A 26,501-nucleotide genomic window follows, 5' to 3' on the forward strand; every position below is an offset into this window, starting at 1 on the left:
GGCCTTATCCTTGTTGCAGCACCGACATCATTCCCTTGATCTGACCGTTGAGCAGCGTCAGGTCGGTCTGATATTTCAGGCTGTTGTCAGCGAAGTTGGTGCGTTCGCGATCCATGTCCACCGTGTTGCCGTCCATCGACGGCTGGTCCGGCACCCGGAACAGCAGATCCAGCTCCGGCGGCTGCATGGTCTGCGCCGGAATATGACGCGCCGCCGTCAGGTTCAGCGCCATGCCGTTGCCGTTTACCCGCCCCTGTTGCAGGACTTTATTCAGTTGGCTGGCGAAATCGATATCCCGCGCCTGATAGCCCGGCGTGTCTGCGTTGGCGATATTGGCGGCCAGTATTTCCTGGCGCTGGGCGCGCAGGTTCAGCGCCTCCTGGCCAAAACGCAGAGCAGCGTCCAGTTTGTCGAGCATGCTCCCTCCGCAAGGTTAGAATTTGGAGCCGACAGCATAAACGCCCCCTGCGCCAACCTATCGCGGGAATAGGGGCAAAATGGGCCGCTATTTATCTGTTTAGTCCCTCGGGGCAGCCGTTACACTTAACCCCTTTCCGGGTGGCGTGAGGGGAACGCGATGAAAAGTAAAATCCTGCTGGTCGGCCTGCTGTGCAGCCTGAGCGCCCGCGCCGACACGCTGGCGACACAAATCGAAAGCTTCATTAAAAGTAAATTCAACGATAATGCCGTGCAGGTGAAAGTGCTGGTGCGCACGCCGCCCGCCCAGTGGCCGCCGTGTGAATTACCGCAGCTGTCGCTGGCGCCCAATGCGCGAATCGGCGGCAATATCAGCGTCTCCGCCCGCTGCGGGCAGGAGCGGCGGTTTATTCAGACCCAGGTGCAGGTATTTGGCCGTTATCTGACGGCGGCGCACGGTATTAGCGGCGGAACGCCGCTGACCCCGGCGGATGTGGTGCTAAAATCAGGCAGGCTCGATACCCTGCCGCCGCGTACGCTGACCGACAGCAAAAAAGCGCTGGGCGCGGTGACGCTGCGGAATATCAGCCCAGGCCAACCGCTGACGCTCTCTATGTTGCGTCGCGCGTGGGTGATCAAAGCCGGTCAGCCAGTGCAGGTCATGGCCGAGGGGGACGGCTTTAGCATCAGCGGTGCCGGTAAGGCGATGAATAACGCGGCAGCCGAAGATAGCGTGCGCGTGCGCATGGTTTCCGGCAAAATCGTCAGCGGTATCGCCGGGGAGGATGGATCCATCCGTATTACGTTATAAAAAAGTAAAGGTTTGCCAGCCCCTGCCGATAACCCCATTAGAAACCCATTTTGGAGATGGACCATGAGTATCGATCGCACCCAGCGGTTACAGCCGGTTTCCACGGTGCAGCCGCGTGAAACCCCGGCCGACAACCCGCTTCAGCCGCGCAAGGCCACCGCGGCGGAAACCGCCGTTAGCGCCACCAAAGTGAAACTGAGCGATGCGCAGGCGCGGCTGATGCAGCCGGGCACCCAGGATATTGATATGAACCGGGTCGAGGCTATCAAACAGGCGATTCGTAGCGGCGAACTGAAAATGGACGCGGGCAAAATCGCCGACGCCCTGCTGCAGGATGCGCACAACGATATCCAGCGCCTTGCCGGTAGCAAAACAGATAAGGCCTGATGATGGACAGATTACGCACTCTGCTGGATAAACTGGCGGAAACCCTGCGGGCGCTGGATGACGTGCTGGCGCAAGAGCAACAATTGCTGTGTGCGGATGAACTGCCCGGCGTGGCGCTGCAGCGCGTCACCGATAGCAAGAGTCAACTGCTGGCGACGGTGACCTGGCTTGAACAACAGCGCCCGGCGCTGGAAGCCAACCTTGCGCTACGCGCGCCTTACCCGGGCCATGAAAGCTTCGGCGAACGCTGGCGGCAGATCCAGCAGTTAAGCCAGAACCTGCGTGAAAAGAATCAGCATAACGGCCTGTTGCTCAATCAACAGATCGCCCATAACCAGCAGGCGCTGGCAATTCTTAGCAAGAATAATAAATCGCTGTACGGGCCGGACGGTCAGTCGCGCGCCGCCAGTCTGCTGGGCCGTAAAATCGGCGTCTGACACCCTTTCTCTGTATTTCCCCCATGGCGACGGTTATCCGTAGCGCCGTTTTTTGTCAGGTGGCGCTACGCTTACCTGACCTACGCCGGCATGTGATCTGTAGGCCCGCGCAAGCGCAGCGCCGCCGGGCAATAACCGCGGGTAACGAGCCATTTTCGCGCCGGATGGCGGCTGCGCCTTATCCGGCCTACGGTCTGTATTAATACAAAACTTTCCCCTGCGACTACTGATAATTAACGATAACCTGATTGGCAATCGCCCGCAGCGGCGGGTTTAACGGCCCGCGGGTCTGTACGGAATAGACAAAACGCAGCGGCCCATCTGCCGCCTCGCCTGCCAACGCGTGGCTGGTGCCGCTGGCGCTGGTCAGCGGAATACAGCGATTCAGGCTACATAAATGCACCTGCAGCCCCGCCGGCTCCGCTGACAGCAGACGATAGCGCCAGCTAACGGTCTCGATGCGCGCATTGCCGCCAGGCAGCGTATTGGGCGGCAGCAGCGCGGCGGAAGAATCACTCATCCCGCCCTGTTCAAGGGTGACGCCGGGCCCTTCGGCAATCCATGAGCCCGATGCCGCGCCGGCGGTAACCGGCAATAAAAGGCAAAATAAAGGAAGATAGCGCGTCATCAGGCCGCTCCAATGGTTGAGGTCATACGAATCTGGCGATCGTCGTTGATCTCCAGGTTGGAAAGCACCGCCATCTGCGGCAGGCTACGGCGCAGGAAGCGCGCCAGCAGCGGGCGCAGCGCGTGGTTAACCAACAGCACCGGCGGCGCGCTGAGCATCTCCTGGCGCTGCAGCGCCTGCCGCGCCTGCTCCAGCAGGCGGTCGGCAAGCCCCGGTTCGAGACCGCCGCCGCCCTGCAGCGCCTGCAGCAGCAGTCGTTCCAGTTGGGTATCCAGGCCGATAACCTGAATTTCGCCATTGCCAGGGAACCACTGCTGGGCAATCGCCCGCCCCAGCGCCACACGCACGACGGTGGTCAGCTCGTAAGGATCGCTTTGCGTCGGCGCATGTTCCGCCAGCGTCTCGATAATGGTACGCATATCGCGGATCGACACTCGCTCGGCCAGCAGATTCTGCAACACCTTATGCAGCGTGGTCAGCGATACCACGCCCGGTACGAAATCTTCGGTCAGCTTCGGCATCTCCTGCGACACACGGTCGAGTAGCTGCTGCGTCTCCTGGCGGCCAAACAGTTCGCTGGCGAACTGGCCGATGAGGTGGTTGAGATGGGTCGCCACCACCGTACTGGCCTCCACCACCGTATAGCCCTGTATTTGCGCCTGCTCGCGCAACGCGCTATCAATCCACACCGCCTCCAGACCGAAGGCCGGATCGATAGTTTTATCCCCCGCCAGCTCGCCAATAGCGTTGCCGGGGTTAATCGCCAGCCAGCGCCCAGGCTGCGCTTCGCCGCTGCCAATTTCCACGCCTTTCATCAGAATGCGGTAGCGGGCGGGCGCCAGTTCGAGGTTATCGCGGATATGCACCACCGGCGGCAGATAGCCCATCTCCTGGGCGAATTTTTTGCGGATACCGCGGATACGCCCCAACAGCTCGCCATTTTGCTGAAAATCGACCATCGGGATCAGCCGGTAACCCACTTCCATGCCCAGCGGATCTTCCAACTGAACGTCCGCCCAACTGGCTTCCGCGGCCTGAGTATTCTCCTGCACGATGGGTTCGTCGGCGGCTTTCGGCGCCTGTTTGTCGCGCCCGCGCAGCCACCAGGCCAGCCCGAGCAACGCGGCGGTAAACAGCAGGAAAACCAGGTTCGGCATCCCCGGCACCAGCCCCAGCAGCCCAAGTACCGCGGCACACAGCAGCATGACCTTCGGGTTATTGAATAGCTGGCCGACCATCTGTTCGCCGACATCCTGATCGGTCGCCACCCGGGTAACGATGACCCCGGCGGCGGTAGAGATCACCAGCGCCGGGATTTGCGCCACCAGCCCGTCGCCGATGGTCAGCAAGGTGTAGCTTTCCGCCGCCGCCCCCAGCTCCATACCGTGCTGCACCACGCCGACCAGCAGTCCGCCGACCACGTTAATCACCATAATCATTAGCCCGGCGATGGCATCGCCGCGAACAAACTTGCTGGCGCCGTCCATCGAGCCGTAGAAATCGGCTTCCTGCGTGACTTCCGCGCGGCGTTTTTTCGCCTCTTCTTCACCGATAAGCCCGGCGTTCATGTCGGCATCGATCGCCATTTGCTTACCCGGCATGCCGTCGAGTACGAAACGCGCCCCCACTTCGGCGATACGCCCGGCGCCTTTGGTGATAACCATGAAGTTGATCAGCACGAGGATGATAAACACCACGATACCAATGGCGAAATTACCGCCGACCAGGAAGTGACCAAAGGCCTCCACGACCCGCCCCGCGGCGGCGGCCCCGGTGTGCCCTTCCATCAAAATGATGCGCGTCGAGGCGACGTTGAGCGACAGGCGCAGCAGCGTCGAGAACAGCAGAATGGTCGGAAACGCGGCGAAGTCCAGCGTGCGCTGGGTAAACATCGCCACCAGCAGCACCATGATCGACAACGCGATATTGAAAGTAAAAAGCAGGTCGAGGATAAACGCCGGCAGCGGCAGCACCATCATCGACAAAATCAGCAGGATCAGGATCGGGCCGGCCAGAACCTGCCATTGCGTATCTTTAACATTCCCCGGCAAACGCAGCAGGGAGGCCAAATTAGCCATCAGAGTCACTCTCTTTTGCAAAATCCAGTGCTTCCGGCACCGGTAAACGTTGAGGTTTTTTCGGGATCAGGCCGCCCTCGCGCCGCCAGCGGCGCAGCTGATAAACCCAGGCCAGCACTTCGGCGACCGCGGCATAGAGGGTGGCGGGAATATGCTGGCCAATCTCGCTATGGCGATAGAGCGCGCGGGCCAGCGGCGGCGCTTCAAGCATCGGAATACGGTGTTGCGCTCCCAGTTCGCGAATGCGCAGCGCAATCTCCCCCGCCCCTTTAGCCAACACCTTCGGCGCGCTCATTTTTTTATCGTTGTACTGCAACGCCACGGCATAGTGGGTCGGGTTAGTGACTATCACGTCCGCTTTCGGCACATCGGCCATCATCCGCCGCTGGGCAATCGCCCGCTGCTGTTGACGGATCCGCCCTTTAACATGCGGGTCGCCTTCCTGATCTTTGAATTCGTCGCGGATATCCTGTTTGGTCATCTTCAGCTTTTTGAAGTGGCTCCACAGCTGATAAAAAACGTCAAACGCCACCATCGGCGTCAATCCGAGCACCACCAGAAATCCGCAATAGAGGATCATCTGCAGCGCATTGGCCAACGCGTCGAGCGGCTGTTGGGTCATCAGATGCAGCATCGCCGCCCAGTTGTGCCATAGGTACAGCCCGGTTACCCAACCGACCAGCGTGGCTTTGAGGATCCCTTTTAACAGCTCCGCCAGCACCTGGGTGGAGAACATGCGTTTCAGACCGGAAAGCGGATTCAGCCGTTTAAGATCGAATTTGAGCGACTTGGTGCTGAATAAAATGCCGCCAAGCAGCATCGGCGCGGCCAGCGCCACCAGCACCAGCCCGGCCATTACCGGCAGCAATGCCAGCACCGCCTGACGCAGCAGCATTCCCAGCTGGCGCAGCATTTGTTTGTCATTGCTGACCATCCCGTGGTCAAAGTGCAGGCCCTGCGTCAGCATCTCCGCCAGTTGGCGAGTGATATTGCTGCCGGACATCAGGATAATGGCGAGCCCGGCCACCAGCATGAGTACCGAGGTCAGCTCGCGCGAGCGCGGGATCTGGCCCTCTTCACGCGCCTTCTCCAACCGGTGGGCGGTGGGGGCCTCGCTTTTTTCCAGATCGCTGTCTTCCGCCAAGCCTGCAGTTCCTGTGTCGGGAGGGTAAAGAATGGCGGTCAGCATGCCAAAAAAATGGCGAAGTCATTGGCGGAACAACGGCGAAAAAGAGGGGTTATTTCACGGATGAGGGAAAGGCGGCAGGGGCGCAGCGTTCTGCGCCCCGCCTGGTCAGAAACCGAGACTATCGAGCAGATCGTCAACCTGCGCCTGGTTGGCGATGACGCCGACGCCGTTCTGGTCAAGCTGCGGGCCGTTGAGCAGGCTATCGTTGGCCCGTTTCTCTTTCACCGGCGGTTCCGGCATGTTTTCCATCAGCACCATCAGCAGCTGCTTTTCAATTTCCTGCACCACGTCCATCATGCGCTTGATAACCTGACCGGTCAGGTCCTGGAAATCCTGCGCCATCATGATTTCCATCAGTTGGGCGTTGGTAAAGGAGGTATGGCCCGGCACCTGATCCAGATACTCACGGGTGTCGGTCACCAGCGCGCGCGCGTCGTCCAGTTCGATCGGATTAGCGAACCACTCATCCCAGCGCGATTTTAGCGCGCTGGCGCCGGACTCCAGTTCGGCCTGGCGCGGCTGCGCCGCCTCCACGCAGCTCAACGCCCGTTCCGCCGCCTGCGCCGTCATGGTGACAACGTAATCAAGACGGTCGCGGGCATCCGGGATCGCCTCGGCCGCCTGGGCAATCGCCTGATCGAGCCCCAGCTCGCGCATGCTGTCGCGCAGCATACGGGTGAGCTGGCCGATACGGGAGATTATCTCTCCCGCGGTCGCTGCATCGCTGGCAGGCATTGGAATCTCTCTCATCGCCCTCTCCTTACATGCCCAATTTTTCAAAAATCTTGTTGAGCTTTTCTTCCAGCGTCGCCGCCGTAAAAGGTTTCACCACATAACCGCTGGCGCCTGCCTGCGCGGCGGCAATAATATTTTCTTTTTTCGCTTCCGCCGTCACCATCAATACCGGCATCGCCGCCAGCGCGGCATCGGCACGAATGGTCTGCAGCAGCTCCAGGCCGTCAACGTTAGGCATGTTCCAGTCGGAGACCACGAAATCAAAGCTGCTGGCCCGCAGCTTATTTAGCGCGTCCGCGCCATCTTCCGCCTCTTCGACGTTGTTGAAGCCGAGCTCTTTAAGCAAATTTCTGATGATACGACGCATGGTGGAAAAGTCGTCGACGACCAGAAAACGGAGATTCTTATCTGCCATTACTACCCCTGAACAGTGTCATTTTTAACTCACTTCACACCACGCCGCCGGGACTTCCTGGCGGCGTGAATTTAAATTCGCAGCGCCTGGCCGCCGGCGATCTGCGCCAGCATGCGTTGGCTCATGCGCTCCAGTTCAACCACTTCGTTGACCCCACCGCTGGCGATGGCCTCGCGCGGCATGCCGAACACCACGCAGCTCGCCTCACTCTGCGCCAGGGTATAGGCCCCGGCGCGATGCATCTCCAGCATCCCCTGCGCGCCGTCGTTGCCCATGCCGGTGAGGATCACCCCCACCGCATTGCGCCCGGCGTGGCGGGCCACCGAGCGAAACAGCACATCCACCGAGGGACGATGGCGATTTACCGCCGGGCCATCGTGCAACTTGACCTGATAGTTAGCGCCGCTACGCGCCAGTTCCAGATGGCGATCCCCAGGCGCAATATAGGCATGTCCCGGGAGCACGCGTTCGCCCTCTTCCGCCTCTTTCACCGTGATCTGGCACAGCTTATTCAACCGTTCGGCAAACGAGCGGGTAAATCCCGGCGGCATATGCTGGGTGATCAGCAGCGCCGGACTGGTGGCCGGCAACGGTTGTAGCACCTGACGAATCGCTTCGGTGCCGCCGGTGGAAGCACCAATGGCGATCAGCTTCTCGCTGCTCAGCAGCGGTCCGTGGCTTAAAATGGCCGGCGGCTGGTCATTGGCCCGCTGCGGCAGCCGCGCCCGTGCGGCGGTGCGGATCTTTTCGCCTATCAGTTCGCTGTAGGCCAGCATGCCTTCGCGGATCCCGAGCTGCGGTTTGGTGACGAAATCCACCGCCCCCAGCTCCAGCGCGCGCAGGGTAATTTCCGAACCTTTACCGGTCAGCGATGAAACCATCACCACCGGCATCGGCCGCAGGCGCATCAGCTTTTCGAGGAAATCGAGGCCGTCCATGCGCGGCATTTCGACGTCCAGCGTCAGCACCTGTGGGTTAAATTTTTTGATCAGATCCCGTGCGACCAGCGGGTCCGGGGCCACCGCCACCATCTCCATATCGGCGTGGCCATTGACGATCTCGGTCATCAACTGGCGCATCAGGGCCGAATCATCAACACATAACACTCTGATTTTACTCATCACTTCTCCTTGGTCAGCCCATATACGGTCTGTCCACGCAGGTAGAAATCCCGGCTGATCTGGCTGAAATTCTCGGAGTGACCGGCAAACAGCAGCCCCCCCGGTTTAAGCAAGGGGACAAAGCGGCGCAGGATGCGCTCCTGCGTCGGTTTATCGAAATAGATCATCACGTTGCGGCAAAAAATCGCGTCGAACGGCCCCGGCAGCGCCCACTCCGCCGCCAGCAGATTCAGCGGCTGGAAGTTGACCCGCGCCGCCAGCTCCTGACGCACGCGCACCAGCCCCTGATGCGGCCCGGTGCCGCGCAGAAAATAACGCTGCATCTGGATTGGCGTCAGAGTGCGCAGATCTTCATGGCGATAAATCCCCGCTTCCGCTTTCTCCAGCACCTGGGTGTCAATATCGCTGGCCCATACCTGGCAACTGCCCGCACGTTCCCCGAGCGCATCACCGAGCGTAATGGCGATGGAGTAAGGTTCTTCGCCGGTCGAGGCGGCGGTGCTCCACACGCTATAGTTCCCGGGACGCGAGCGCGCATGCTCCGCCAGAATCGGAAAGTGGTGCGCCTCGCGAAAAAAGGCGGTCAGGTTGGTGGTCAGCGCATTGATAAACGCCTGCCACTCGGCGCTGTGCGGGTCGCTTTCCAGCAGCGCCAGGTAGTCGCCGAAATCATGAATGCCCAGCAGACGCAAACGGCGCACCAGCCGGTTGTACACCATCTCGCGCTTATGCGCCGCCAGCACGATCCCGGCACGCTGATAGATAAGCTGGCTGATGCGGCGAAAATGTGCGTCGGAGAGCGGCAGACGCTGAGCCATCTGCGCCAGCGCCGATCCGCTTTCACGCGCCGCGGTTGATGTCGTCTGCTTCATGCCGACTCACCGGCAAAATACGAGCGGTTTATGCGGTTTGACAATCCAGGGTCTCCTTTACCGTGGATGAGGTTTCCGGCGCGACGAAGTTGTCGTCCGCCAGACGGAATACCGCCACTGCATCGGCGAGAGTAATCGCCTGCTCTTCCAGCGCAGCGGCGGCGGAAGCCGATTCCACCACCAGGGCGGCGTTCTGTTGCGTGACCTGATCCATCTGGGTAACCGCCTGCGTCACCTGCTCAATGCCGCGGCTCTGCTCATCGGAGGCGGAGGCGATTTCGCCCATGATGTCGGTCACCCGGGTGACCGAGCGCACGATGTCCTGCATGGTGGCGCCGGAATTTTCCACCAGCACCGAGCCGTGTTTGACGCGGCTGACGGATTCATCGATCAGTAGCTTAATTTCTTTTGCCGCCTGGGCGCTGCGGCTGGCCAGGTTGCGCACTTCACCGGCAACCACCGCAAAGCCGCGCCCCTGCTCACCGGCGCGCGCCGCCTCCACCGCCGCGTTAAGCGCCAGAATATTGGTCTGGAAGGCGATGCCGTCGATGACGCTGGTAATGGCGCCGATTTTTTGCGAACTGTTGGCGATGTCGTGCATCGTGGTAACCACGTCATCCGCCAGCTCGCCGCCTTTGGCGGCGGTGGAGGAGGCATCACGCGCCAGCTGCGATGCCTGGCGGGCGTTATCGGCATTCTGTTTTACCGTCGCCGTTAGCTGTTCCATACTGGCGGCGGTCTCTTCCAGCGAAGCCGCCTGTTGTTCGGTGCGCGAGGAGAGATCGTTGTTGCCTTCTGAAATCTCCTGCAGGCCGATAAGAATCGACTCCGCGCCGTCGCGCACCGCGCCGACGGTACCAATCAGCGACTGTTGCATGCGCTGCAGGCTGGCAAATAGCTGGCTGATTTCGTTACGCCCATAGACCTCAATCGGCGCCGAAAGATCGCCGCTGGCGATACGTTCGAAATGGCCGCGAATAGTATTCAGCGGCTGCACCAGCATGGTTCGCAGCCACCACATCGCGCTGAGGGTGACTACCAAGAGCATCAGCACCGCCCCGGCAACCAACCAGATTGACCAGCCGTAGGCCTGCTGGCTGGAGGCGCTGGCTTCATCGGTCGTCGCCTTCGCCAGCTGCAGATATTGCACAAAGTCGGCCTCGAAGCGGTCCTGTATTTTCTGCGTCGGCTGGTCCATAAAGGCCTGCAGGTTGCGATTTTCGAGGAACACGATCAGTTCGCGCAGCGCGCCGCGTAGCTTCTCGTAGCTATCGCGCGTGGCATCGGCCAACTGCTGTTCCTGCTCATCCGCGCGAGGCGTGTCGAGGAACTGGTTAAAATAGAGATCGGCTTTTTGCAGCGAGCTGCGGGCGCCGCCCATCAGCGCATCCACCTGCTCCTGCGGCACCTTCAGCGCCGCACGGGTACCGGCGCGGTTAAGGGTATTTCGCGCCTGTAGCAGCGATACCCAGCTCAGGCTAAGCGCATCGCGCTGCTGGCTACTGACGGTAATACGTTCAAGATTGTGGTTGTCGGCGCGTAGCGCGACGTAAGAGAGCCCGGTGCTGATCAGTTGCATGATGCAAAAGGAGATCAGCAGCAGGAAAAGACTGGTAGAGATACGGATTCGGTTAAACATAGCAATCTCCTTGGTAGCCGGTCTTGGCCGGCTTACAACGCAAGAGAGGCCGCCGCGTGTAGGGATGCGGCGGCCGGTACCCGTTAGAACGTCTCCCAGTTATCCTGGTAGTCGCTGGCGCTGGTTTTTTTATGCGTAGCGATGGCGGCAGGCGCGGTTTTATTGCTGACCGGCGCTTTATACTCCTCCTGCCCTTCCGACTTCAGACGGAAGACGGCAACCGACTGCGTCAGCAGGCTGGCCTGCTCTTCCAGCGCGGCGGCGGCCGAGGCCGACTCCTCCACCAGCGAGGCGTTCTGCTGGGTGACGCGATCCATTTCCGCTACCGCCTGGCCGACCTGGTCGATACCGCGGCTCTGTTCATCGGAAGCAGAGGCGATTTCGCCCATGATGTCGGTCACGCGGGTGACCGCATTGACGATATCGCCCATGGTGTCGCCGGCGCTTTCCACCAGTACCGAGCCCATATCCACACGGTTGACCGAGTCTTCGATCAGCGCTTTGATCTCTTTGGCCGCCTGGGCGCTGCGCTGCGCCAGGTTGCGGACTTCGCCCGCCACGACCGCGAAGCCGCGACCTTGTTCACCCGCACGCGCCGCTTCTACCGCGGCGTTAAGCGCCAGGATGTTGGTCTGGAAGGCGATACCGTCGATAACGCCGGTGATATCGGCAATTTTCTGCGAGCTGCTGGCGATGTCGTGCATGGTTTCCACCACGTTAGCCACCACTTTGCCACCCTTCTGCGCAGTTTCGGAGGCGCTCAGCGCCAGCTGGCTGGCCTGACGCGCGTTTTCGGCGTTCTGTTTCACCGTCGCTGTCAGCTGTTCCATACTGGCGGCGGTCTCTTCCAGCGATGCCGCCTGCTGTTCGGTGCGCGATGAGAGATCGTTATTCCCGGCGGCGATTTCCGACGCGCCGCTATAGATAGCATCCGCCCCCTGACGCACGCCGCTCACCGTTTCGATAAGCTCGTTCTGCATGTGCTTGAGGCTGGCGGCCAGCACGCCGATTTCATTACGGCTGGTCACCGGGATAGGCTGGGTCAGGTCGCCGGACGCGATCCGTTTGATGTGTTCAATCATGCGGTTCAGCGGGCGCACCAGGATATGGTGGATACCCATCCACACGCCGACGATCGCCGCCAGCACCACGATGATGACCACAATTAAGGTCCAGATCGCCGAGCTATACGAGCTGTTGCTAGCGTCAACGGCGATTTGATACAGCTTGCCGTTTTGCTGCAGATAGGCGTTATAGGTCTGCTCGAAATCGTCCTGGTATTTTTGCGTCGGCTGGTCGAAGAAGGCGTTGATTTTACCCTCGCCCAGCAGCTGGATCAGCTCCGACAGCGCGCCGTACAGGATGCCATACTGCTGTTTAAGCTTTTCCGTCGCCTGAGGATCCTGACGCGGGTCCTGCGGGATTTTTTCATAGGCGGTGTAGTTGCGTTCGGCGCGCGCCAGCTCTTCTTTCGCTTTCGCCAGCAGCTCGTCGATAGTCGCGCCGCTGCCGATTTTGTTGGTATCCATCATGTAGCGGATCCCTGCGCGGTTCAGGGAGTTACGCGCCTGCAGCAGATCGACCCGACTTTCACTCAGCAGCAACTGCTGCTGACGGATGGTTTGCAGGACGGTAAAGTTCTCTTTATCGCTTTTCAGCGACGAAAAAAACAGACCGCCTGAAATCAGCTGCAATGCGCCAAATAGCACCAGCACTAATAAGAGACTGGTGACGACCTTAATACGATTAAACATGTTTCCCCTTCCTGGAAGCCTGAACGGCCAGGCTTTACGTATGTGACTGAAAGGGTTATCGGCGTACGAGAGGGGAACTTTATGCCAGGCGGGGACTATTTTTACCGGGCGCGACCGGGCGCGCCCCTTTGCTTAGTGGCTTTTGGCGACGTTATCGACCAGCGCCATCTCTTCGCTGCTGAGCAGCTTTTCGATATCGACGAGAATCAACATACGCTCGCCGAGCGCGCCAAGACCGGTGAGATACTCGGTCGCCAGCGTTACCGCGAATTCCGGCGCCGGGCGGATCTGTTCGGCGGTGAGAGACAACACGTCAGAGACGCCGTCGACCACAATCCCCACCACCCGCTGGCCGAAGTTAAGCACGATAACCACCGTGTTTTCATCATAAGAGACGCCCTGCTGGGCGAATTTTACCCGCAGGTCGATAATCGGCACGATCACCCCGCGCAGATTGGTGACGCCTTTGATGAAATCCGGGGTGTTGGCGATACGCGTCACCTGGTCATAGCCGCGGATCTCCTGCACTTTCAGAATATCGATGCCGTATTCTTCATTGCCGAGGGTAAAGATTAAAAACTCCTGACCTACCGTTTCGCCAGCCAATTTGCTGACGGTTGCTAATCCTGCCATGGTCTGCACCTGTTAATTTGATGAGATGAGTCGTTATGCGGCCGCTGCGCTCAGCAGCTTTTCCCGATTGAGCATTTGCAGCGCCGACACGTCGACGATCAGCGCCACGCTGCCGTCACCGAGGATCGTCGCCGCGGAAATTCCCGGCACTTTGCGGTAATTGCTTTCCAGATTTTTTACCACTACCTGATGCTGGCCGATCAGCTGATCCACCAGCAGCGCATAGCGGCGGCCGGCGCTTTGCAGAATCACCACGATGCCCTGAGTGGCCTCGGTTTTCGCCCCGGCGACGTCAAACACCCGGTAAAGCTCCACCAGCGGCAGATACTCGCCGCGGACCTGCAGCATCCGTTCGCCGCCGGCCATCGGATGCAGGTCTTCGGCCTGCGGCTGCAGCGATTCCATCACCGCGTTGAGCGGCAGAATAAAGACCTCTTCATTGACCTTGACCGACATGCCGTCGAGGATGGCGAGCGTCAGAGGCAGCAAAATACGAATCGAGGTCCCTTTGCCCGCCCGGGAATGGATTTCAACGTGACCGCCCATCTCCTGGATGTTCCGTTTCACGACGTCCATGCCGACGCCGCGGCCAGAGACGTCGGTCACCTGTTCCGCGGTCGAAAAGCCCGGCGCGAAAATGAGCATTCCGACCTCTTCATCACTCATGCTGTCGCTGACCGCCAGCCCCTGCGCCGCCGCTTTGGCGAGAATTTTTTCGCGATTGAGCCCGGCGCCGTCATCGATCACTTCGATGCAGATATTGCCGCCCTGATGTTCAGCGGACAGAATGAGATTGCCCACCTCAGACTTACCTGCCGCCAGACGGGTTTGCGGATCTTCAATACCGTGGTCGAGGCTATTACGCACCAGGTGGGTTAACGGGTCGATAATGCGCTCGATCAGGCTCTTATCAAGTTCGGTGGAACTGCCCTGTAGCGTCAGTTCCACCTGCTTATTGAGCTTGCCGGCCAGGTCGCGCACCAGCCGCGGGTAGCGGCTGAATACATATTCCATCGGCATCATGCGAATCGACATCACCGATTCCTGCAGGTCGCGAGCGTTACGTTCCAGCTGGCTCATGCTGTTGAGCAGATCGCCATGCGTCACCGGATCCAGGTTACCTGAGCGCTGCGCCAGCATGGACTGGGTGATCACCAGTTCGCCGACGAGGTTAATCAACTGGTCAACTTTCTCTACCGCCACGCGAATACTGGTCGATTCGCTGGCCTTCGCTCTCGGCGCTTTGGGCGGCTCGACGACAGCAGGCTGCGGTTGGGCGACCGGCGGCGGCACAACTTCGGCCGATGGCAATGGTTTAGCGGCAGTCGTTGGCGGCGTGGTAAAGCTGATCTGTTCCGGCTCAAGAACGAAACAGAGCACCGCGCAAATATCTTCTTCGCTGGCGGTGGTCAGCAGGGTCACCTCAAGGCTATTGTCAGTTTGCTGCGGATCCTGAACCTCGCCGAGGTTGCCAAGCTCTTCCAGCATCAGCGGAATTTCATTGGCTTTAAGCCCGGTTAAGCTCACGCGCATACCGCCGGCGATGGCCGTCGGCGCAGGCTGGGCCACGACGGGCGCAGCGGCAGGCGCGTCCTGCTGCTGCGCTTCCAGCGCCAGCTGCCGCAGCGCCTGGCAGATATAGTCAAAGCTCTCAGCGTCAGGCTGCTGCGAGGTTTTATAGGCGTCCAGTTGCTCCTGCATAATATCTTTGGTTTCCAGAAACAGATTGATAATTTCGGTGCTCAAGCGCATCTCCTCGCGCCGGGCGCCGTCGAGCAGGTTCTCCAGCAGATGGGTGGTTTCCTGCAATACGGAAAAGCCAAACGTCGCCGCACCGCCTTTGATCGAGTGCGCCGCGCGAAAAATCGCGTTTAGCGGTTCGATATCGGGGGCCTGCGGATCCAGCTCCAGCAGGTGTTGCTCCATGTCTGCCAGCAGCTCATCTGCTTCATCAAAAAAAGTCTGATAAAAAGCGCTAATATCCATGCTCATGGGGTCACCTCTGGGTGTGAATCGCGGTTAACCGACGCGGGCGCGACCAGCTTTGGCAGCGCATCCGGCTGGCTAATCTCCAGCGCATTGCTTTCGCCATTTTCATGCTCAATGCTCTGCTGGGTCTCTTTGTTAAGCACCAGTACGGTAATGCGGCGGTTGATGGCATCATCAGCGCCGTGCTGTTTCAGGCTCATGGTCGCCGCCATACCAACCACCCGCAGCACCTTCCCTTCCGCCAGGCCGCCGGCGATCAGCTCACGGCGCGAGGCGTTGGCGCGATCCGCCGACAGTTCCCAGTTGCTGTAACCACGTTCGCCGGTGGCGTAGGGGATGTCATCGGTATGCCCGGCGAGGCTGATCTTGTTCGGCAAATCATTGAGGATTGGCGCAATCGCTCGCAGGATATCGCGCATATAGCTTTCAACCTGAGCGCTACCGGTTTTAAACATCGGCCGATTCTGGCTATCGATAATCTGAATGCGCAGTCCTTCGTCCATCATGTTGATCAGCAGATGCGGGCGTAGCGCCTTCAGGCGCGGGTCTGACTCAATCAACTGATCGAGCTTGTCACGCAGTTTGTTAAGCCGTAGCTCTTCGGCACGTTTATCCGCGGTATTGATCTGCTTGCTGACTAACCCGACTTCACGGGTCGGGTCTTCGCCGCCGCCGGGGATCGGGCTGCTTTCCGAGCTGCTTTTATCGCCGCTGGTGAGGGCGACTTTCAGCGGCGTACGGAAATATTCGGCTATTTGCGTCAGCTCCTGCGGGCTGGCGATCGCCAGCAGCCACATCACAAGGAAGAAGGCCATCATCGCCGTCATAAAATCGGCATAGGCAATCTTCCACGAACCGCCGTGATGGGCGGGCTGGTGCGATTTGCGCTTTCTGACCAGAACCACCGGGTGATTATGCTTCATGCTTCTTCACTTTCCGTCGCCTGCGCGGCAGGCGCTTTCACCTGGCGTACGTGTTCTTCAAGCTCGACAAACGACGGGCGCTCGGTGGTGTATAACGTTTTGCGGCCAAATTCGACGGCGATTTGCGGTGCGTAGCCGTTGAGGCTGGAGAGCAGCGTCACCTTGATGCACTGCATCATCTTGACGGTCTCAGCGCTTTTTTGCCGCAGCAGCGTGGATAGTGGCGAGATAAATCCATAGGCCAGCAGAATGCCGAGGAAAGTCCCCACCATCGCGTTGGCGATGAGCGCCCCGAGTTCCGCCGCCGGGCGGTCCGCCGAGGCCAGCGCGTGCACCACGCCCATTACCGCCGCGACAATACCAAATGCCGGCAGAGAGTCGCCGACCATCGCCAGGCTGCCGGCGGGCACTTCGCTCTCCTGTTCGAAGGTTTCGATCTCTTCGTCCATCAGCGCTTCAATTTCAAAAGCATTCATGTTGCCGCTCACCATCAGGCGTAAATAATCGGTTATAAACTCCACCAGATGGTTATCGGCAAGGATGCGCGGATAATTAGCGAAAATTTCACTTTCCTGAGGATTGTCGATATCGAACTCAAGCGACAGCATCCCCTGTTGACGGGATTTTGCGAGCAGCAGGAACAGCAACGCCATCAGATCCATATACAGCGCCTTGCTGTATTTGGAGCGACGTACCATTTTGGGCAAGGCCCGCAGCGTGGATTTGATGGCCTTTCCGTTGTTGCCGACGATAAACGCGCCGATGCCGGCGCCGCCGATAATCAGGAATTCCGCCGGCTGGTACAGCGCGCCAAGGTGGCCGCCCACCAGTAAATAGCCGCCAAATACCGCTCCCAGGACCACGAGATAACCCAATATCACTAGCACACGCATACCTCAAATTAACAATGTGGATGGCGGGCGAGGCAAACGCGCCCTGGCGTAAACCAGGCGGGGAATGGGGGGCGGCATACCGCCCCTGCGTATTACACGTCGAAATGGATTGCCGTAAGTCGTCGGAACGGCGACTTACATGACGCGTTTAGCCTGCTCGTCCAGCAGTTGAGAGGTTATATCGGCCAGTTGCGGAGAAAGTTTACGTCTTTTTACGGCGCGTGAAGGCGGTTGGCATAACGTGCAGACGAAATCGTGCTGCGGATGGTGCGCGTGGGTGATAAATGAGCCGCCGCAGTTGTTGCAGGCAGAGAGCTGCAGCATACCGCTATCAACAAAGCGCACCAGCGTCCAGGCTCGGGTCAACGCCAGTAGCGGCGCTTCGCCCGCTTCTTGCGGACACTGTTCGAGGTACAGGCGATAGGCTTTGATCACCGCTTCTACTCCATTGCATTTGCCGCTCTTCAGCAGGAACAAATAGGCGTTGTAGAACATCGACGAATGAATATTCTGCTCCCAGGTCATAAACCAATCGGTCGAGAACGGCAGCATCCCTTTCGGCGGCGGGCTGCCGCGCAGCTCTTTGTAAAGTTTAATTAAGCGCCCGCGGCTGAGCTGAGTTTCACTCTCCAGCATCTGCAGACGCGCGCCGAGGGAAATCAGCTCCATGGCGAGCTGAATATCCTTCGCTTCCTGAACAATACTTTTCTCAGCCATTATCAAACACTTTTCTTCGCTGCAGCGCCTTCTTTGGCGCGGAGCTCTTGCAGCAGGTGACTGGAAAGCAGGATACCGGTATGGATCTGCTGGAGGTCATCAACGCGCGACTCTTTGGTCAATTGCTCGATAGTCTGATGGTCGCTGAAGCGCAGATTGCACACCAGCTGATTAGTTTCAGCCAGTTTCACCATCTGCGGTAACGTCAGTTGCGCCAGGGTATCAACCATGGTTTCGTCAATTCCCAGACGAAACATTGCGGATACTTTTTCATCGTTGATCAGCCGCTGTGCTAAAAATAAATACGACAGGTTGAAGTCATAAATATGCTTAAGTAATTCGGAGGTACCCATAATCCCTATCCCGATAAGCCATGTTAGAAAACATACACGGGGCGTGATACTTAATCGCCCGTGACCTCAGTTATTTCCCCAAGACGGCAATTAAAACGCTCACTCGCGATAGCTAAAAATTCAGCTAATCGTCAAACTCACCCCACTGTTAATAGTTTGTTACAGGTGCAAACTGGAGTGGAGGATGTAAAGAATTTGCTTCGAGAGAGTTGAATTGCCATGAAACTATTTTTAGAAATTCTATAAGAATATTCTTAAGGCGGCGCAACTCTACTCCCGAATCATTAGCACACACAATTAAGTATGGGGAAATTTTGAATATAATGAGACATTGATCACAAAAACAAAAAATAATACCGGTAACAACACCTCATTTCGATCACTTTATAACCAACATTCGATCATTTAACGATCACAAGTAAATGAATTACCTTAAAAAAAGTGTTATCAACCATTGCAATTAGTTTTATTTGGCACATTTAGAACAAAAAAATAACATTATAAAAATTGAAGAATAAAAATCTGAACGAGCGTTAAATTCAACGTAAATCATTAGTTTTTACGATAAAAAATAACCATGGTGTAATACAAGGATATTAGATCTAATACCCTGATAGCACCTACGTAAAACGTATAAAAATCGAACAGCAACAGTCTGAGGCTGCCTGTTTTTTCAGCTCAACCAATTGTACAAGATGCGCGCAACGTACCCCCAGTTGTGACGCCTGGCGCTATTTTCCCGCACCTGTTTGTGGCTGAACTTCACCAGATACGGATAAATTTTTTATAACATTTACGGACTGGTGCATTACCCAAAAGGGGTATTTTTTCCCGCGTTGATTTTCTAACATTCCTTTAACGAAACGAGCTTATTACCACGTTAAAATAATAAAAAACGAGAAGTCATTAATGGTCTCACCCTCTCCCGTAAAACCATCATGAATATATTTTTAAACCACCCAACAACGGCGAATGAATATTAACGAATAGGCATATGAGGATTTTTTCTTCGACAATAAGCCCCTATCGTCCTGGCCCCCCCCCCTTATTATTGGTAGGGAAAAATGACACGTTCATTTGCAAAGCTGTAGTAAAGAAAAAATAGCTAGCGCGAAAGGTGCAATATCTCGACTGGATCACATTTTATCGTTGCCGTTCGCATTTTCATCACTTCCTCGTTCCGTTGGATTTTCGGTTATGTTTAAATTAGCTAAACCGGTTTAACAAAGTTTAGCTAAAAGGAATATCAGTATGACCAGTAAAGTATGGGTACTCGGCGATGCGGTCGTCGATCTGCTGCCTGAGGGGGATGGCCGTTTATTACAGTGCCCGGGCGGCGCACCGGCTAACGTCGCGGTCGGCGTCGCGCGGCTTGGCGGCAATAGTGGGTTTATTGGTCGGGTCGGCGACGACCCTTTTGGCCATTTTATGCGCCAGACGCTGTGCCAGGAGAACGTGGATATCAGCCATCTTTCTTTAGATCCCGCACAACGTACCTCAACCGTCGTGGTAGCGCTGGATGAACACGGCGAACGCACCTTTACCTTTATGGTCCGTCCAAGCGCCGATCTTTTTTTACAACCAGACGATCTCCCGCCATTTGAGGCCGGCCAGTGGTTGCACGTCTGCTCTATCGCTCTCAGCGCCGAGCCCAGCCGGAGCAGCGCTTTCGCGGCGATGGAAAAGATTAAACATACCGGCGGCAGCGTCAGCTTCGACCCAAATATCCGCAGCGATCTGTGGCAGGATCCCCAGTTGTTACGGCGTTGTCTCGACCGGGCGCTGGCATTGGCTGACGTGGTGAAACTGTCGGAAGAGGAGTTGGCCTTTATCAGCGGTAGCGACGATATTGCCCTCGGTATTGCGCGGTTCCGCGAGCGCTTTCAGCCAAAACTGCTGTTAATCACGCAAGGAAAAGCCGGGGTGCAGGCGCTGTTCCAGCAACAGCATATTCACTTCCCGGCCCGTCCGGTGGTCAGCGTTGATACCACCGGAGCCGGCGATGCCTTTGTTGCCGGGCTACTCGCCAGTCTCGCCGCTCACGGCTTCCCTGAAGATGTCGCCGCGCTGGAGCCGATCGTCGCGCTGGCGCAAACCTGCGGCGCGCTGGCGACCACCGCCAAAGGCGCGATGACCGCCTTACCGTACCAGGCCGATGTGAACCGCCAGTATTAACGATGAAAGCAGGCAAAATAATTAAAACGTTTTAGCAAAATTAGCAAAGCGGCCATTAGGGGCATTCCAGGCCCCCAATAGCCCATGATGATGACAGACTTTGTAGAGGGTACTATGGATTTTCAACAGATTTCTCACGCTCTGCTGCCGCTGCTCGGCGGCAAAGAAAATATCGCCAGCGCCGCGCACTGCGCCACCCGCTTGCGTCTGGTACTGGTCGATGACGCGCTCGCCGACCAGCAGGCCATCGGTAAAGTTGAGGGGGTAAAAGGCTGCTTTCGCAACGCCGGCCAGATGCAAATCATCTTCGGTACCGGCGTGGTCAATAAAGTGTATGCCGCTTTTATTCAGGCGGCCGGTATTAGCGAGTCGAGCAAATCCGAAGCCGCAGACCTGGCGGCGAAAAAACTGAATCCGTTCCAGCGGATCGCCCGCCTGCTGTCGAACATCTTTGTGCCCATTATTCCGGCGATCGTCGCCTCCGGCCTGCTGATGGGACTGCTGGGGATGGTGAAAACCTACGGCTGGGTCGATCCGGGCAACGCCATCTACCTGATCCTCGATATGTGTAGTTCGGCCGCTTTTATTATCCTGCCAATCCTGATCGGGTTTACCGCCGCGCGTGAATTCGGCGGTAACCCTTATCTTGGCGCAACCCTCGGCGGTATTCTTACCCACCCGGCGCTGACCAACGCCTGGGGAGTGGCTTCGGGATTCCATACCATGAATTTCTTCGGCCTCGAGGTGGCGATGATCGGTTATCAGGGGACGGTGTTCCCGGTGCTGCTGGCGGTGTGGTTTATGAGCCTGCTTGAGAAGCAACTGCGACGCCTGATTCCCGACGCGCTGGATCTGATCCTCACGCCGTTCCTGACGGTTATTATCTCCGGATTTATCGCCCTGCTGATAATCGGCCCGGCCGGTCGTGCCCTCGGCGACGGCATCTCATTTATTCTCAGCACGCTTATTGCTCATGCTGGTTGGCTGGCAGGGCTGCTATTCGGTGGACTGTATTCGGTGATCGTCATCACCGGTATCCACCACAGCTTCCATGCCATCGAAGCCGGGCTGCTCGGTAACCCGTCGATCGGCGTCAATTTCCTGCTGCCTATCTGGGCGATGGCTAATATTGCCCAGGGCGGCGCCTGTCTGGCGGTGTGGTTTAAAACCAAAGATGCGAAAGTGAAAGCCATTGCCCTCCCGTCCGCCTTTTCGGCGATGCTGGGCATCACCGAAGCGGCGATATTCGGCATCAACCTGCGCTACGTTAAGCCCTTTATCGCCGCGTTGATTGGCGGCGCGGCGGGCGGCGCCTGGGTCGTCTCCATGCACGTCTATATGACCGCCGTCGGCCTGACCGCCATCCCCGGAATGGCTATCGTGCAGGCCAGCTCCCTGCTTAACTACCTCATCGGGCTGGCTATCGCGTTTATGGTCGCCTTTATCGTTTCGCTGACACTCAAATACAAAACGGATGCAGAATAATGTCGCAGCCTTTTTTGTTACCGTTGGTCCTGCAGGCCGTCATGAACCACCAGCCGCGCGCGCTGCGGGATAAGCACTATCCGCAGTGGCATCTGGCGCCGGTATGCGGGCTACTGAACGATCCGAACGGTTTTATCCACTTCAATGGTCGTTATCATCTGTTTTATCAGTGGAATCCCCTCGCCTGCGATCACCGCTATAAGGGCTGGGGACACTGGAGTTCGCCGGATCTGCTGCACTGGCGGCACGAACCGATTGCTCTGCTGCCAGAGGAGGAGTACGACCGTAACGGTTGTTACTCCGGCAGCGCGGTAGATAACAACGGCATCCTGACGCTGTGCTACACCGGTAATGTGAAATTTAACGATGGCAGCCGTACCGCCTGGCAGTGTCTGGCGACGCAAAATCCCGACGGCACTTTTCGCAAACAGGGCCCGGTGCTGGCGCTGCCAGCAGGCTATAGCGGCCACGTGCGCGATCCCAAAGTCTGGCGCGATGGCGATCGCTGGTTGATGGTGCTGGGCGCGCGCGATCTGGCCGACCTCGGCAAGGTACTGCTATTCAGCTCTACTGATTTGATGCAGTGGAGCAGTCATGGCGAAATTGCCGGTAGCGGACTTAACGGCCTGAAAGACGCCGGCTATATGTGGGAATGCCCGGATCTGTTCCCGCTCGGCGATCGGTATATTTTACTGAGCTGCCCGCAGGGATTGCCGCGTGAGGCACAGCGCTTCCTGAACACCTATCCGGCAGTCTGGATGCAGGGCCATTTCGATCAAACCGCCGCCACCTGGCGCCATGGCGCGGTCGAAGAGCTGGATAGCGGCTTCGAATTCTATGCGCCGCAAACCACCCTGGCGGAGGATGGTCGCCGTCTGCTGGTTGGCTGGATGGGGGTTCCCGACGGAGAAGAGATGCAGCAACCTACGCGGGCCCACGGCTGGATCCATCAGATGACCTGCCTGCGGGAACTCAGCTGGCGCCACGGCACGCTGTATCAAAATCCCGTGCGCGAACTGGCGGCGCTGCGCGGCGAGGCGCAAGGCTGGCAGACCGAACCGCTGGCGCTGCAGCCGATGGAACTCGCCTTCGAGGTTGCGCCAGACGATGCGCTGACGCTGGATTTCGCGGGCGTGCTGCAGCTTTCGCTGGACAGGCACGGCGTACGCCTGGCCCGTCGAAGCCTGGTGGCCGATACAGTCGATTACCGTTACTGGCGCGGCACGGCGCATAAACTGCAGATCCTCATCGACCGTTCCAGCGTCGAAATCTTTATTAACGATGGCGTAGGGGTGATGAGCAGCCGCTTCTTTGCGGATTATCCTGGAAAACTGGTATTCAGCGGTGCGACGCCGAGGGCATTCTGCTGCTGGCCGCTGCGGCCATGCATGGTAGAATAAGCGTTTTGCTTTCAGGCTCCTGGCTCGTGATGAAACCCAAACGCATTACCATAAAAGATATCGCCGAACTGGCTGGCGTCTCTAAAGCCACCGCCAGCCTGGTCTTGAACGGTCGCGGTAAAGAGCTGCGCGTGGCGCAGGAGACGCGCGAACGGGTGCTGGCTATCGCCCGCGAGCAGCACTACCAGCCGAGTATTCACGCCCGTTCACTGCGCGATAGCCGCAGCCATACCATTGGTCTGGTTGTGCCAGAGATCACCAACTATGGTTTTGCCGTGTTTTCTCACGAGCTGGAAACCCTGTGCCGCGAAGCCGGCGTACAGCTGCTTATCTCTTGCACCGATGAGAATCCCGGTCAGGAGAGCATGGTGGTCAATAATATGATTGCCCGTCAGGTCGATGGTTTAATTGTCGCCTCTTGCATGCATAGCGACGCCGACTATCTGAAGCTCAGCGAGCAGCTGCCGGTGGTGCTGTTCGACCGTAATCCAAACGACAGCGCGCTGCCGCTGGTGATGACCGATTCACTGGCGCCGACGGCGGAACTTATCGCCCGTATCGCCGGGCAACACGCGGATGAGTTCTGGTTTCTCGGCGGGCAGCCGCGGCTCTCGCCCTCGCGCGATCGGCTGGCCGGATTTAGTCAGGGATTAGCCCAGGCAGGGGTTGAGTTACGCCCGGAATGGATCATCAACGGCAACTATCACCCAAGCTCAGGCTATGAGATGTTTGCCGCGCTGTGCGCCCGTCTCGGGCGGCCGCCGAAGGCGCTGTTTACTGCCGCCTGCGGCTTGCTGGAAGGGGTACTACGTTATATGAGCCAGCATAACCTGCTGGATTCCGGGATCCATTTAGCCAGCTTCGATGACCACTATCTGTATGATTCGCTATCGCTGCGCATCGACACCATCCAGCAGGATAACCGCCAGTTGGCCTGGCACTGCTACGATCTCATCAGTCAGCTGATCGACGGTAAAATGCCACAGCCGCTACAGCGCTATCTGCCCGCCACGCTGCAAATGCGTTATCAGCCAGCCAGATAATAACGGGCCTGGATCGTGGTTCAGGCCCGTACTGTTAACGGTTAATTGTCATCAGAAAGGTTTCGTTGGCAGATACTTTCCATCGAAAGTAATCACTGCACGATGTCCGCCTTCCGGATCGCTGACTTTTTTCACATCCAGCTTAAAATTAATCGCGCTGATGATCCCGTCGCCGAATTTTTCATGAATGAGCGCTTTCAGCGTAGTGTCGTAGACCTGCAGCATTTCATAGAAGCGATACATGGTCGGGTCCGTTGGTACGCGGTCTTCAATAGAACCTCTGACCGGGATGGTCTGCAGCAGCAAAACATCATCGTCGCTGAGCTCCAGTTTTGCGCCTACCATTTTCGCGACTTCGACAGGCAGCGGATGCTGGCCCAATAGCGCGGCCGTCACGAAGGCTTCGGATAAACCGGTGCCTTCAACCAGTTGTGCAAAGGAGAGATCCTTTTTGGCTTTAATCAGCAAAATTTTATTCGCTAACTCCAGACGAACTTCGCGGCTAACTTGTGACTGAATCATGGTGTGACCTCGTTATATCGTAGTGAAATGAAATTACTGACCGTAAACCGGCACCGCTCGGGTATCCGGATGACCGGCCAGCGAAATAAAAGCTCTGGCATTGCCGTCATAGGCGGCAATATCCCCTGTTTCAATGTCATATACCCAGCCATGTAGCGACAGACGTCCTTCATCAAGCGCCAGTCGTACCGCAGGATGGGTTTGAATATTCGCCAGTTGGGCAATGACATTTTCATGCACCATCGCCGCGGTTTTGGCCTGCGGATCGCGATGCTCGCGGGCATCGTTCACCACTTTTGCCGAATCCGCATATTGCAACCAGTGCTTGACGGCGGGGACATGATCCAGACAGCTACACTGCGCAATCGCCGTCATCGCCCCGCAATCGGAGTGACCGCAAATCACAATATCCGTGACCTTCAGAACGGCAACGGCATATTCCACCGATGCCGATACGCCACCGGGCTCCGGGCCGTAAGAAGGGACAATATTGCCGGCATTACGGATGACAAATAGATCGCCGGGTTCTCGCTGGGTGACCAACTCCGGAACCATCCGGCTATCGGAACAGGAAATAAACAGCGTACTGGGGCTCTGCCGGGAGGCTAAACTTTTAAACAGTTCAGCGCGCTCAGGAAATGCATCACGTTGAAATTTAAGAAAACCGTCAATGATTTCTTTCATGATAATGTCTACCTCGCTGTGGAATGTCAGGGAGGTTACGCGCCGCGTGGCATAAAATAAAAGTCTTGTTTATAATCAAACTCATCCAAAAAACTTATGGATTGTAAGTGTGAATATTCGCTACGTTAGATATTTCCTCGCCGTCGCCGAACATCAGGGTTTTACCCGTGCGGCGGAAGCCCTGCATATTTCACAACCGGCGCTCTCACAGCAAATCAGGATGTTAGAAGAGAGCCTGGATGCGCAGCTTTTTGACCGTAGCGGCCGGCATATTCATCTAACGGACGCGGGAGAAGTGTTTTTGCAGTATGCCCGTCAGGCATTTCAACTGCTGGATGAGGGTCAACGCGCCATTCATGATGTCGCAGACCTCAGCCGCGGTTCTCTACGTATTGCCGTGACACCCACTTTTACTTCCTATTTCGTCGTCCCATTAGTGGCGGAATTTCATGCGCGTTATCCGCATATCACGCTGGATATTCAGGAGATGCCGCAGGAGAAGATGGAGGGCCTGCTGCTGGAAAATGAGCTGGATATTGGTATTGCCTTTGCCGGGGGGACCGCGCCAGACATTGTTTCCACCCCGCTGTTACAGGAAGTGCTGGCGTTGGTTGTCGCGGACCATCACCCGTTGGCCCGCGAAGAGTCCCTTTCTTTGAGCCAGCTCGCCGCGGAGGAGTTTATTCTGCTCAATCATCATTTCGCCACCCGGTTGCAAATTGACCACTGCTTACAGCAAGCCGGTTTTCACCCGCAGGTGACCATTGAAATGCACTCGATCAATGCCATCCTCGATATCATCCAGCGAACCCAATTAGTGACCATTCTGCCGCTAAATGTCGCCGCCCAGCGCACTGGCCTGGTGACCCGATTGCTTAAAGAAGCCGCGCTTGAGAGAACCGCGGTGTTAATGCAGCGCAAAGGCGCCCGACCAAAAGCTGCGGCGCGAATTTTCGCCGAAATAGCCCGGGAGCTGGCAGCCCAAATAGAAAGTTAAGCGTACGATGGCGCGGCCAGCATCTGGCCCGCCGCCTTCCTTCTGCAACAATCTTACCGTAGCCAGTATGACCATTTGCGCAAAACAGATTTCCCGCGATTGGCATACTGAAATTGTTAACAATATGTATAATTTTATCTGCTAAGCGGTATTCATTATTCCGGCTTGAACGTCAGCATTATTTTCATCCTACCTTATTCCCCC

The 26,501-nt window shown here is 57.5% G+C and carries 26 protein-coding genes; 8 read left to right on the forward strand and 18 right to left on the reverse strand.

The genetic code is table 11. The features are described 5' to 3' along the window. Window positions 1–4: 4 nt before the first annotated feature. Window positions 5–418 (reverse strand): flagellar basal body rod protein FlgB, encoded by a 414-nt coding sequence (flgB, locus tag ABLU78_RS21195; RefSeq protein ID WP_015367330.1) that lies wholly within the window; start codon window positions 416–418, stop codon window positions 5–7. A gap of 159 nt (window positions 419–577) precedes the next feature. Between flgB and flgA the strand changes: the two genes are divergently transcribed. The 3 genes from flgA (at window position 578) to flgN (ending at window position 2,052) form a co-directional block, all read left to right on the forward strand. Next, window positions 578–1,228, forward strand: a complete 651-nt coding sequence (flgA, locus tag ABLU78_RS21200; RefSeq protein ID WP_048228620.1) for a flagellar basal body P-ring formation chaperone FlgA — start codon at window positions 578–580, stop codon at window positions 1,226–1,228. Between the two features lie 63 nt (window positions 1,229–1,291). Further along, window positions 1,292–1,615 (forward strand): flagellar biosynthesis anti-sigma factor FlgM, encoded by a 324-nt coding sequence (flgM, locus tag ABLU78_RS21205; RefSeq protein WP_015704933.1) that lies wholly within the window; start codon window positions 1,292–1,294, stop codon window positions 1,613–1,615. A gap of 2 nt (window positions 1,616–1,617) precedes the next feature. Next, complete coding sequence (flgN, locus tag ABLU78_RS21210) at window positions 1,618–2,052, forward strand: flagellar export chaperone FlgN (protein WP_048228619.1); 435 nt, start codon at window positions 1,618–1,620, stop codon at window positions 2,050–2,052. A gap of 223 nt (window positions 2,053–2,275) precedes the next feature. On the opposite strand, the gene ABLU78_RS21215 is transcribed toward flgN, so the two are convergent. The 15 genes from ABLU78_RS21215 to flhD form a co-directional block, all read right to left on the reverse strand. Beyond that, entirely contained in the window at window positions 2,276–2,680 is a 405-nt protein-coding gene (locus ABLU78_RS21215) for a flagellar protein FlhE (protein WP_032707703.1), read from the reverse strand. Continuing rightward, window positions 2,680–4,758: a flagellar biosynthesis protein FlhA gene (flhA, locus tag ABLU78_RS21220; RefSeq protein WP_042892844.1), complete on the reverse strand. Its 2,079-nt coding sequence runs from the start codon at window positions 4,756–4,758 to the stop codon at window positions 2,680–2,682. Before flhA ends, ABLU78_RS21215 begins: the two co-directional genes overlap by 1 nt. Continuing rightward, window positions 4,751–5,902, reverse strand: a complete 1,152-nt coding sequence (gene flhB / locus ABLU78_RS21225) for a flagellar biosynthesis protein FlhB (RefSeq protein WP_015367336.1) — start codon at window positions 5,900–5,902, stop codon at window positions 4,751–4,753. The genes flhA and flhB overlap by 8 nt, the downstream gene beginning before the upstream one ends. Window positions 5,903–6,052: 150 nt before the next feature. Beyond that, window positions 6,053–6,697, reverse strand: a complete 645-nt coding sequence (gene cheZ / locus ABLU78_RS21230) for a protein phosphatase CheZ (protein ID WP_015367337.1) — start codon at window positions 6,695–6,697, stop codon at window positions 6,053–6,055. A 10-nt stretch (window positions 6,698–6,707) separates the two neighbouring features. Further along, window positions 6,708–7,097 carry a chemotaxis response regulator CheY gene (gene cheY / locus ABLU78_RS21235; protein ID WP_015367338.1) on the reverse strand — a complete coding sequence of 130 codons (390 nt, stop codon included), beginning with the start codon at window positions 7,095–7,097 and terminating at the stop codon, window positions 6,708–6,710. Window positions 7,098–7,168: 71 nt separating this feature from the next. Beyond that, the gene (locus ABLU78_RS21240; protein WP_015367339.1) at window positions 7,169–8,218 is read right to left on the reverse strand and encodes a chemotaxis response regulator protein-glutamate methylesterase; all 1,050 of its coding nucleotides are present in this window, start codon (window positions 8,216–8,218) and stop codon (window positions 7,169–7,171) included. Next, window positions 8,218–9,090, reverse strand: coding sequence for a protein-glutamate O-methyltransferase CheR (gene cheR / locus ABLU78_RS21245; RefSeq protein WP_015367340.1), 873 nt, complete (start codon window positions 9,088–9,090; stop codon window positions 8,218–8,220). The genes ABLU78_RS21240 and cheR overlap by 1 nt, the downstream gene beginning before the upstream one ends. A 28-nt stretch (window positions 9,091–9,118) precedes the next feature. Continuing rightward, window positions 9,119–10,729, reverse strand: a complete 1,611-nt coding sequence (locus ABLU78_RS21250; RefSeq protein WP_047054248.1) for a methyl-accepting chemotaxis protein — start codon at window positions 10,727–10,729, stop codon at window positions 9,119–9,121. An 83-nt stretch (window positions 10,730–10,812) separates the two neighbouring features. After that, window positions 10,813–12,483 carry a methyl-accepting chemotaxis protein gene (locus tag ABLU78_RS21255; protein WP_015367342.1) on the reverse strand — a complete coding sequence of 557 codons (1,671 nt, stop codon included), beginning with the start codon at window positions 12,481–12,483 and terminating at the stop codon, window positions 10,813–10,815. Between the two features lie 132 nt (window positions 12,484–12,615). Continuing rightward, window positions 12,616–13,116, reverse strand: a complete 501-nt coding sequence (gene cheW / locus ABLU78_RS21260; RefSeq protein ID WP_015367343.1) for a chemotaxis protein CheW — start codon at window positions 13,114–13,116, stop codon at window positions 12,616–12,618. Window positions 13,117–13,149: 33 nt separating this feature from the next. Then, window positions 13,150–15,108 carry a chemotaxis protein CheA gene (gene cheA, locus ABLU78_RS21265; protein ID WP_032714188.1) on the reverse strand — a complete coding sequence of 653 codons (1,959 nt, stop codon included), beginning with the start codon at window positions 15,106–15,108 and terminating at the stop codon, window positions 13,150–13,152. Further along, window positions 15,105–16,028, reverse strand: coding sequence for a flagellar motor protein MotB (gene motB / locus ABLU78_RS21270; protein ID WP_045360155.1), 924 nt, complete (start codon window positions 16,026–16,028; stop codon window positions 15,105–15,107). The genes cheA and motB overlap by 4 nt, the downstream gene beginning before the upstream one ends. Continuing rightward, window positions 16,025–16,915: a flagellar motor stator protein MotA gene (motA, locus tag ABLU78_RS21275; protein WP_015704927.1), complete on the reverse strand. Its 891-nt coding sequence runs from the start codon at window positions 16,913–16,915 to the stop codon at window positions 16,025–16,027. Before motA ends, motB begins: the two co-directional genes overlap by 4 nt. A gap of 141 nt (window positions 16,916–17,056) precedes the next feature. Beyond that, entirely contained in the window at window positions 17,057–17,638 is a 582-nt protein-coding gene (flhC, locus tag ABLU78_RS21280; RefSeq protein ID WP_048228618.1) for a flagellar transcriptional regulator FlhC, read from the reverse strand. Window positions 17,639–17,640: 2 nt separating this feature from the next. Further along, window positions 17,641–17,991: a flagellar transcriptional regulator FlhD gene (flhD, locus tag ABLU78_RS21285; RefSeq protein WP_015367348.1), complete on the reverse strand. Its 351-nt coding sequence runs from the start codon at window positions 17,989–17,991 to the stop codon at window positions 17,641–17,643. A gap of 1,251 nt (window positions 17,992–19,242) precedes the next feature. On the opposite strand from flhD, the gene ABLU78_RS21290 reads away from it, so the two are divergent. The 4 genes from ABLU78_RS21290 to ABLU78_RS21305 all read left to right on the forward strand — a co-directional run bounded on the left by ABLU78_RS21290 (window position 19,243) and on the right by ABLU78_RS21305 (window position 24,094). Next, window positions 19,243–20,166 (forward strand): aminoimidazole riboside kinase, encoded by a 924-nt coding sequence (locus ABLU78_RS21290; RefSeq protein WP_032711320.1) that lies wholly within the window; start codon window positions 19,243–19,245, stop codon window positions 20,164–20,166. A gap of 114 nt (window positions 20,167–20,280) precedes the next feature. Next, the gene (locus ABLU78_RS21295; protein WP_047041734.1) at window positions 20,281–21,651 is read left to right on the forward strand and encodes a sucrose-specific PTS transporter subunit IIBC; all 1,371 of its coding nucleotides are present in this window, start codon (window positions 20,281–20,283) and stop codon (window positions 21,649–21,651) included. Next, window positions 21,651–23,051 (forward strand): sucrose-6-phosphate hydrolase, encoded by a 1,401-nt coding sequence (locus ABLU78_RS21300; RefSeq protein ID WP_047041733.1) that lies wholly within the window; start codon window positions 21,651–21,653, stop codon window positions 23,049–23,051. The genes ABLU78_RS21295 and ABLU78_RS21300 overlap by 1 nt, the downstream gene beginning before the upstream one ends. Window positions 23,052–23,080: 29 nt before the next feature. Further along, the gene (locus tag ABLU78_RS21305; protein WP_015367353.1) at window positions 23,081–24,094 is read left to right on the forward strand and encodes a LacI family DNA-binding transcriptional regulator; all 1,014 of its coding nucleotides are present in this window, start codon (window positions 23,081–23,083) and stop codon (window positions 24,092–24,094) included. 51 nt (window positions 24,095–24,145) lie between these two features. Here ABLU78_RS21305 and cynS read toward each other — a convergent pair whose 3' ends face one another. Both cynS and ABLU78_RS21315 read right to left on the reverse strand, forming a co-directional pair. After that, window positions 24,146–24,616: a cyanase gene (cynS, locus tag ABLU78_RS21310; RefSeq protein WP_015367354.1), complete on the reverse strand. Its 471-nt coding sequence runs from the start codon at window positions 24,614–24,616 to the stop codon at window positions 24,146–24,148. Window positions 24,617–24,649: 33 nt separating this feature from the next. Next, window positions 24,650–25,300, reverse strand: a complete 651-nt coding sequence (locus ABLU78_RS21315) for a carbonic anhydrase (protein WP_015704921.1) — start codon at window positions 25,298–25,300, stop codon at window positions 24,650–24,652. A 109-nt stretch (window positions 25,301–25,409) separates the two neighbouring features. Here ABLU78_RS21315 and cynR point away from each other — a divergent pair, with 109 nt between their 5' ends. Then, window positions 25,410–26,297 carry a transcriptional regulator CynR gene (gene cynR / locus ABLU78_RS21320; RefSeq protein WP_020079229.1) on the forward strand — a complete coding sequence of 296 codons (888 nt, stop codon included), beginning with the start codon at window positions 25,410–25,412 and terminating at the stop codon, window positions 26,295–26,297. The last annotated feature ends 204 nt before the right edge of the window (window positions 26,298–26,501 follow it).

Origin of the sequence: Klebsiella sp. JN_Kp122 (genome assembly GCF_040062085.1) — a bacterium.
Taxonomy (GTDB): Bacteria; Pseudomonadota; Gammaproteobacteria; order Enterobacterales; family Enterobacteriaceae; genus Klebsiella; species Klebsiella aerogenes.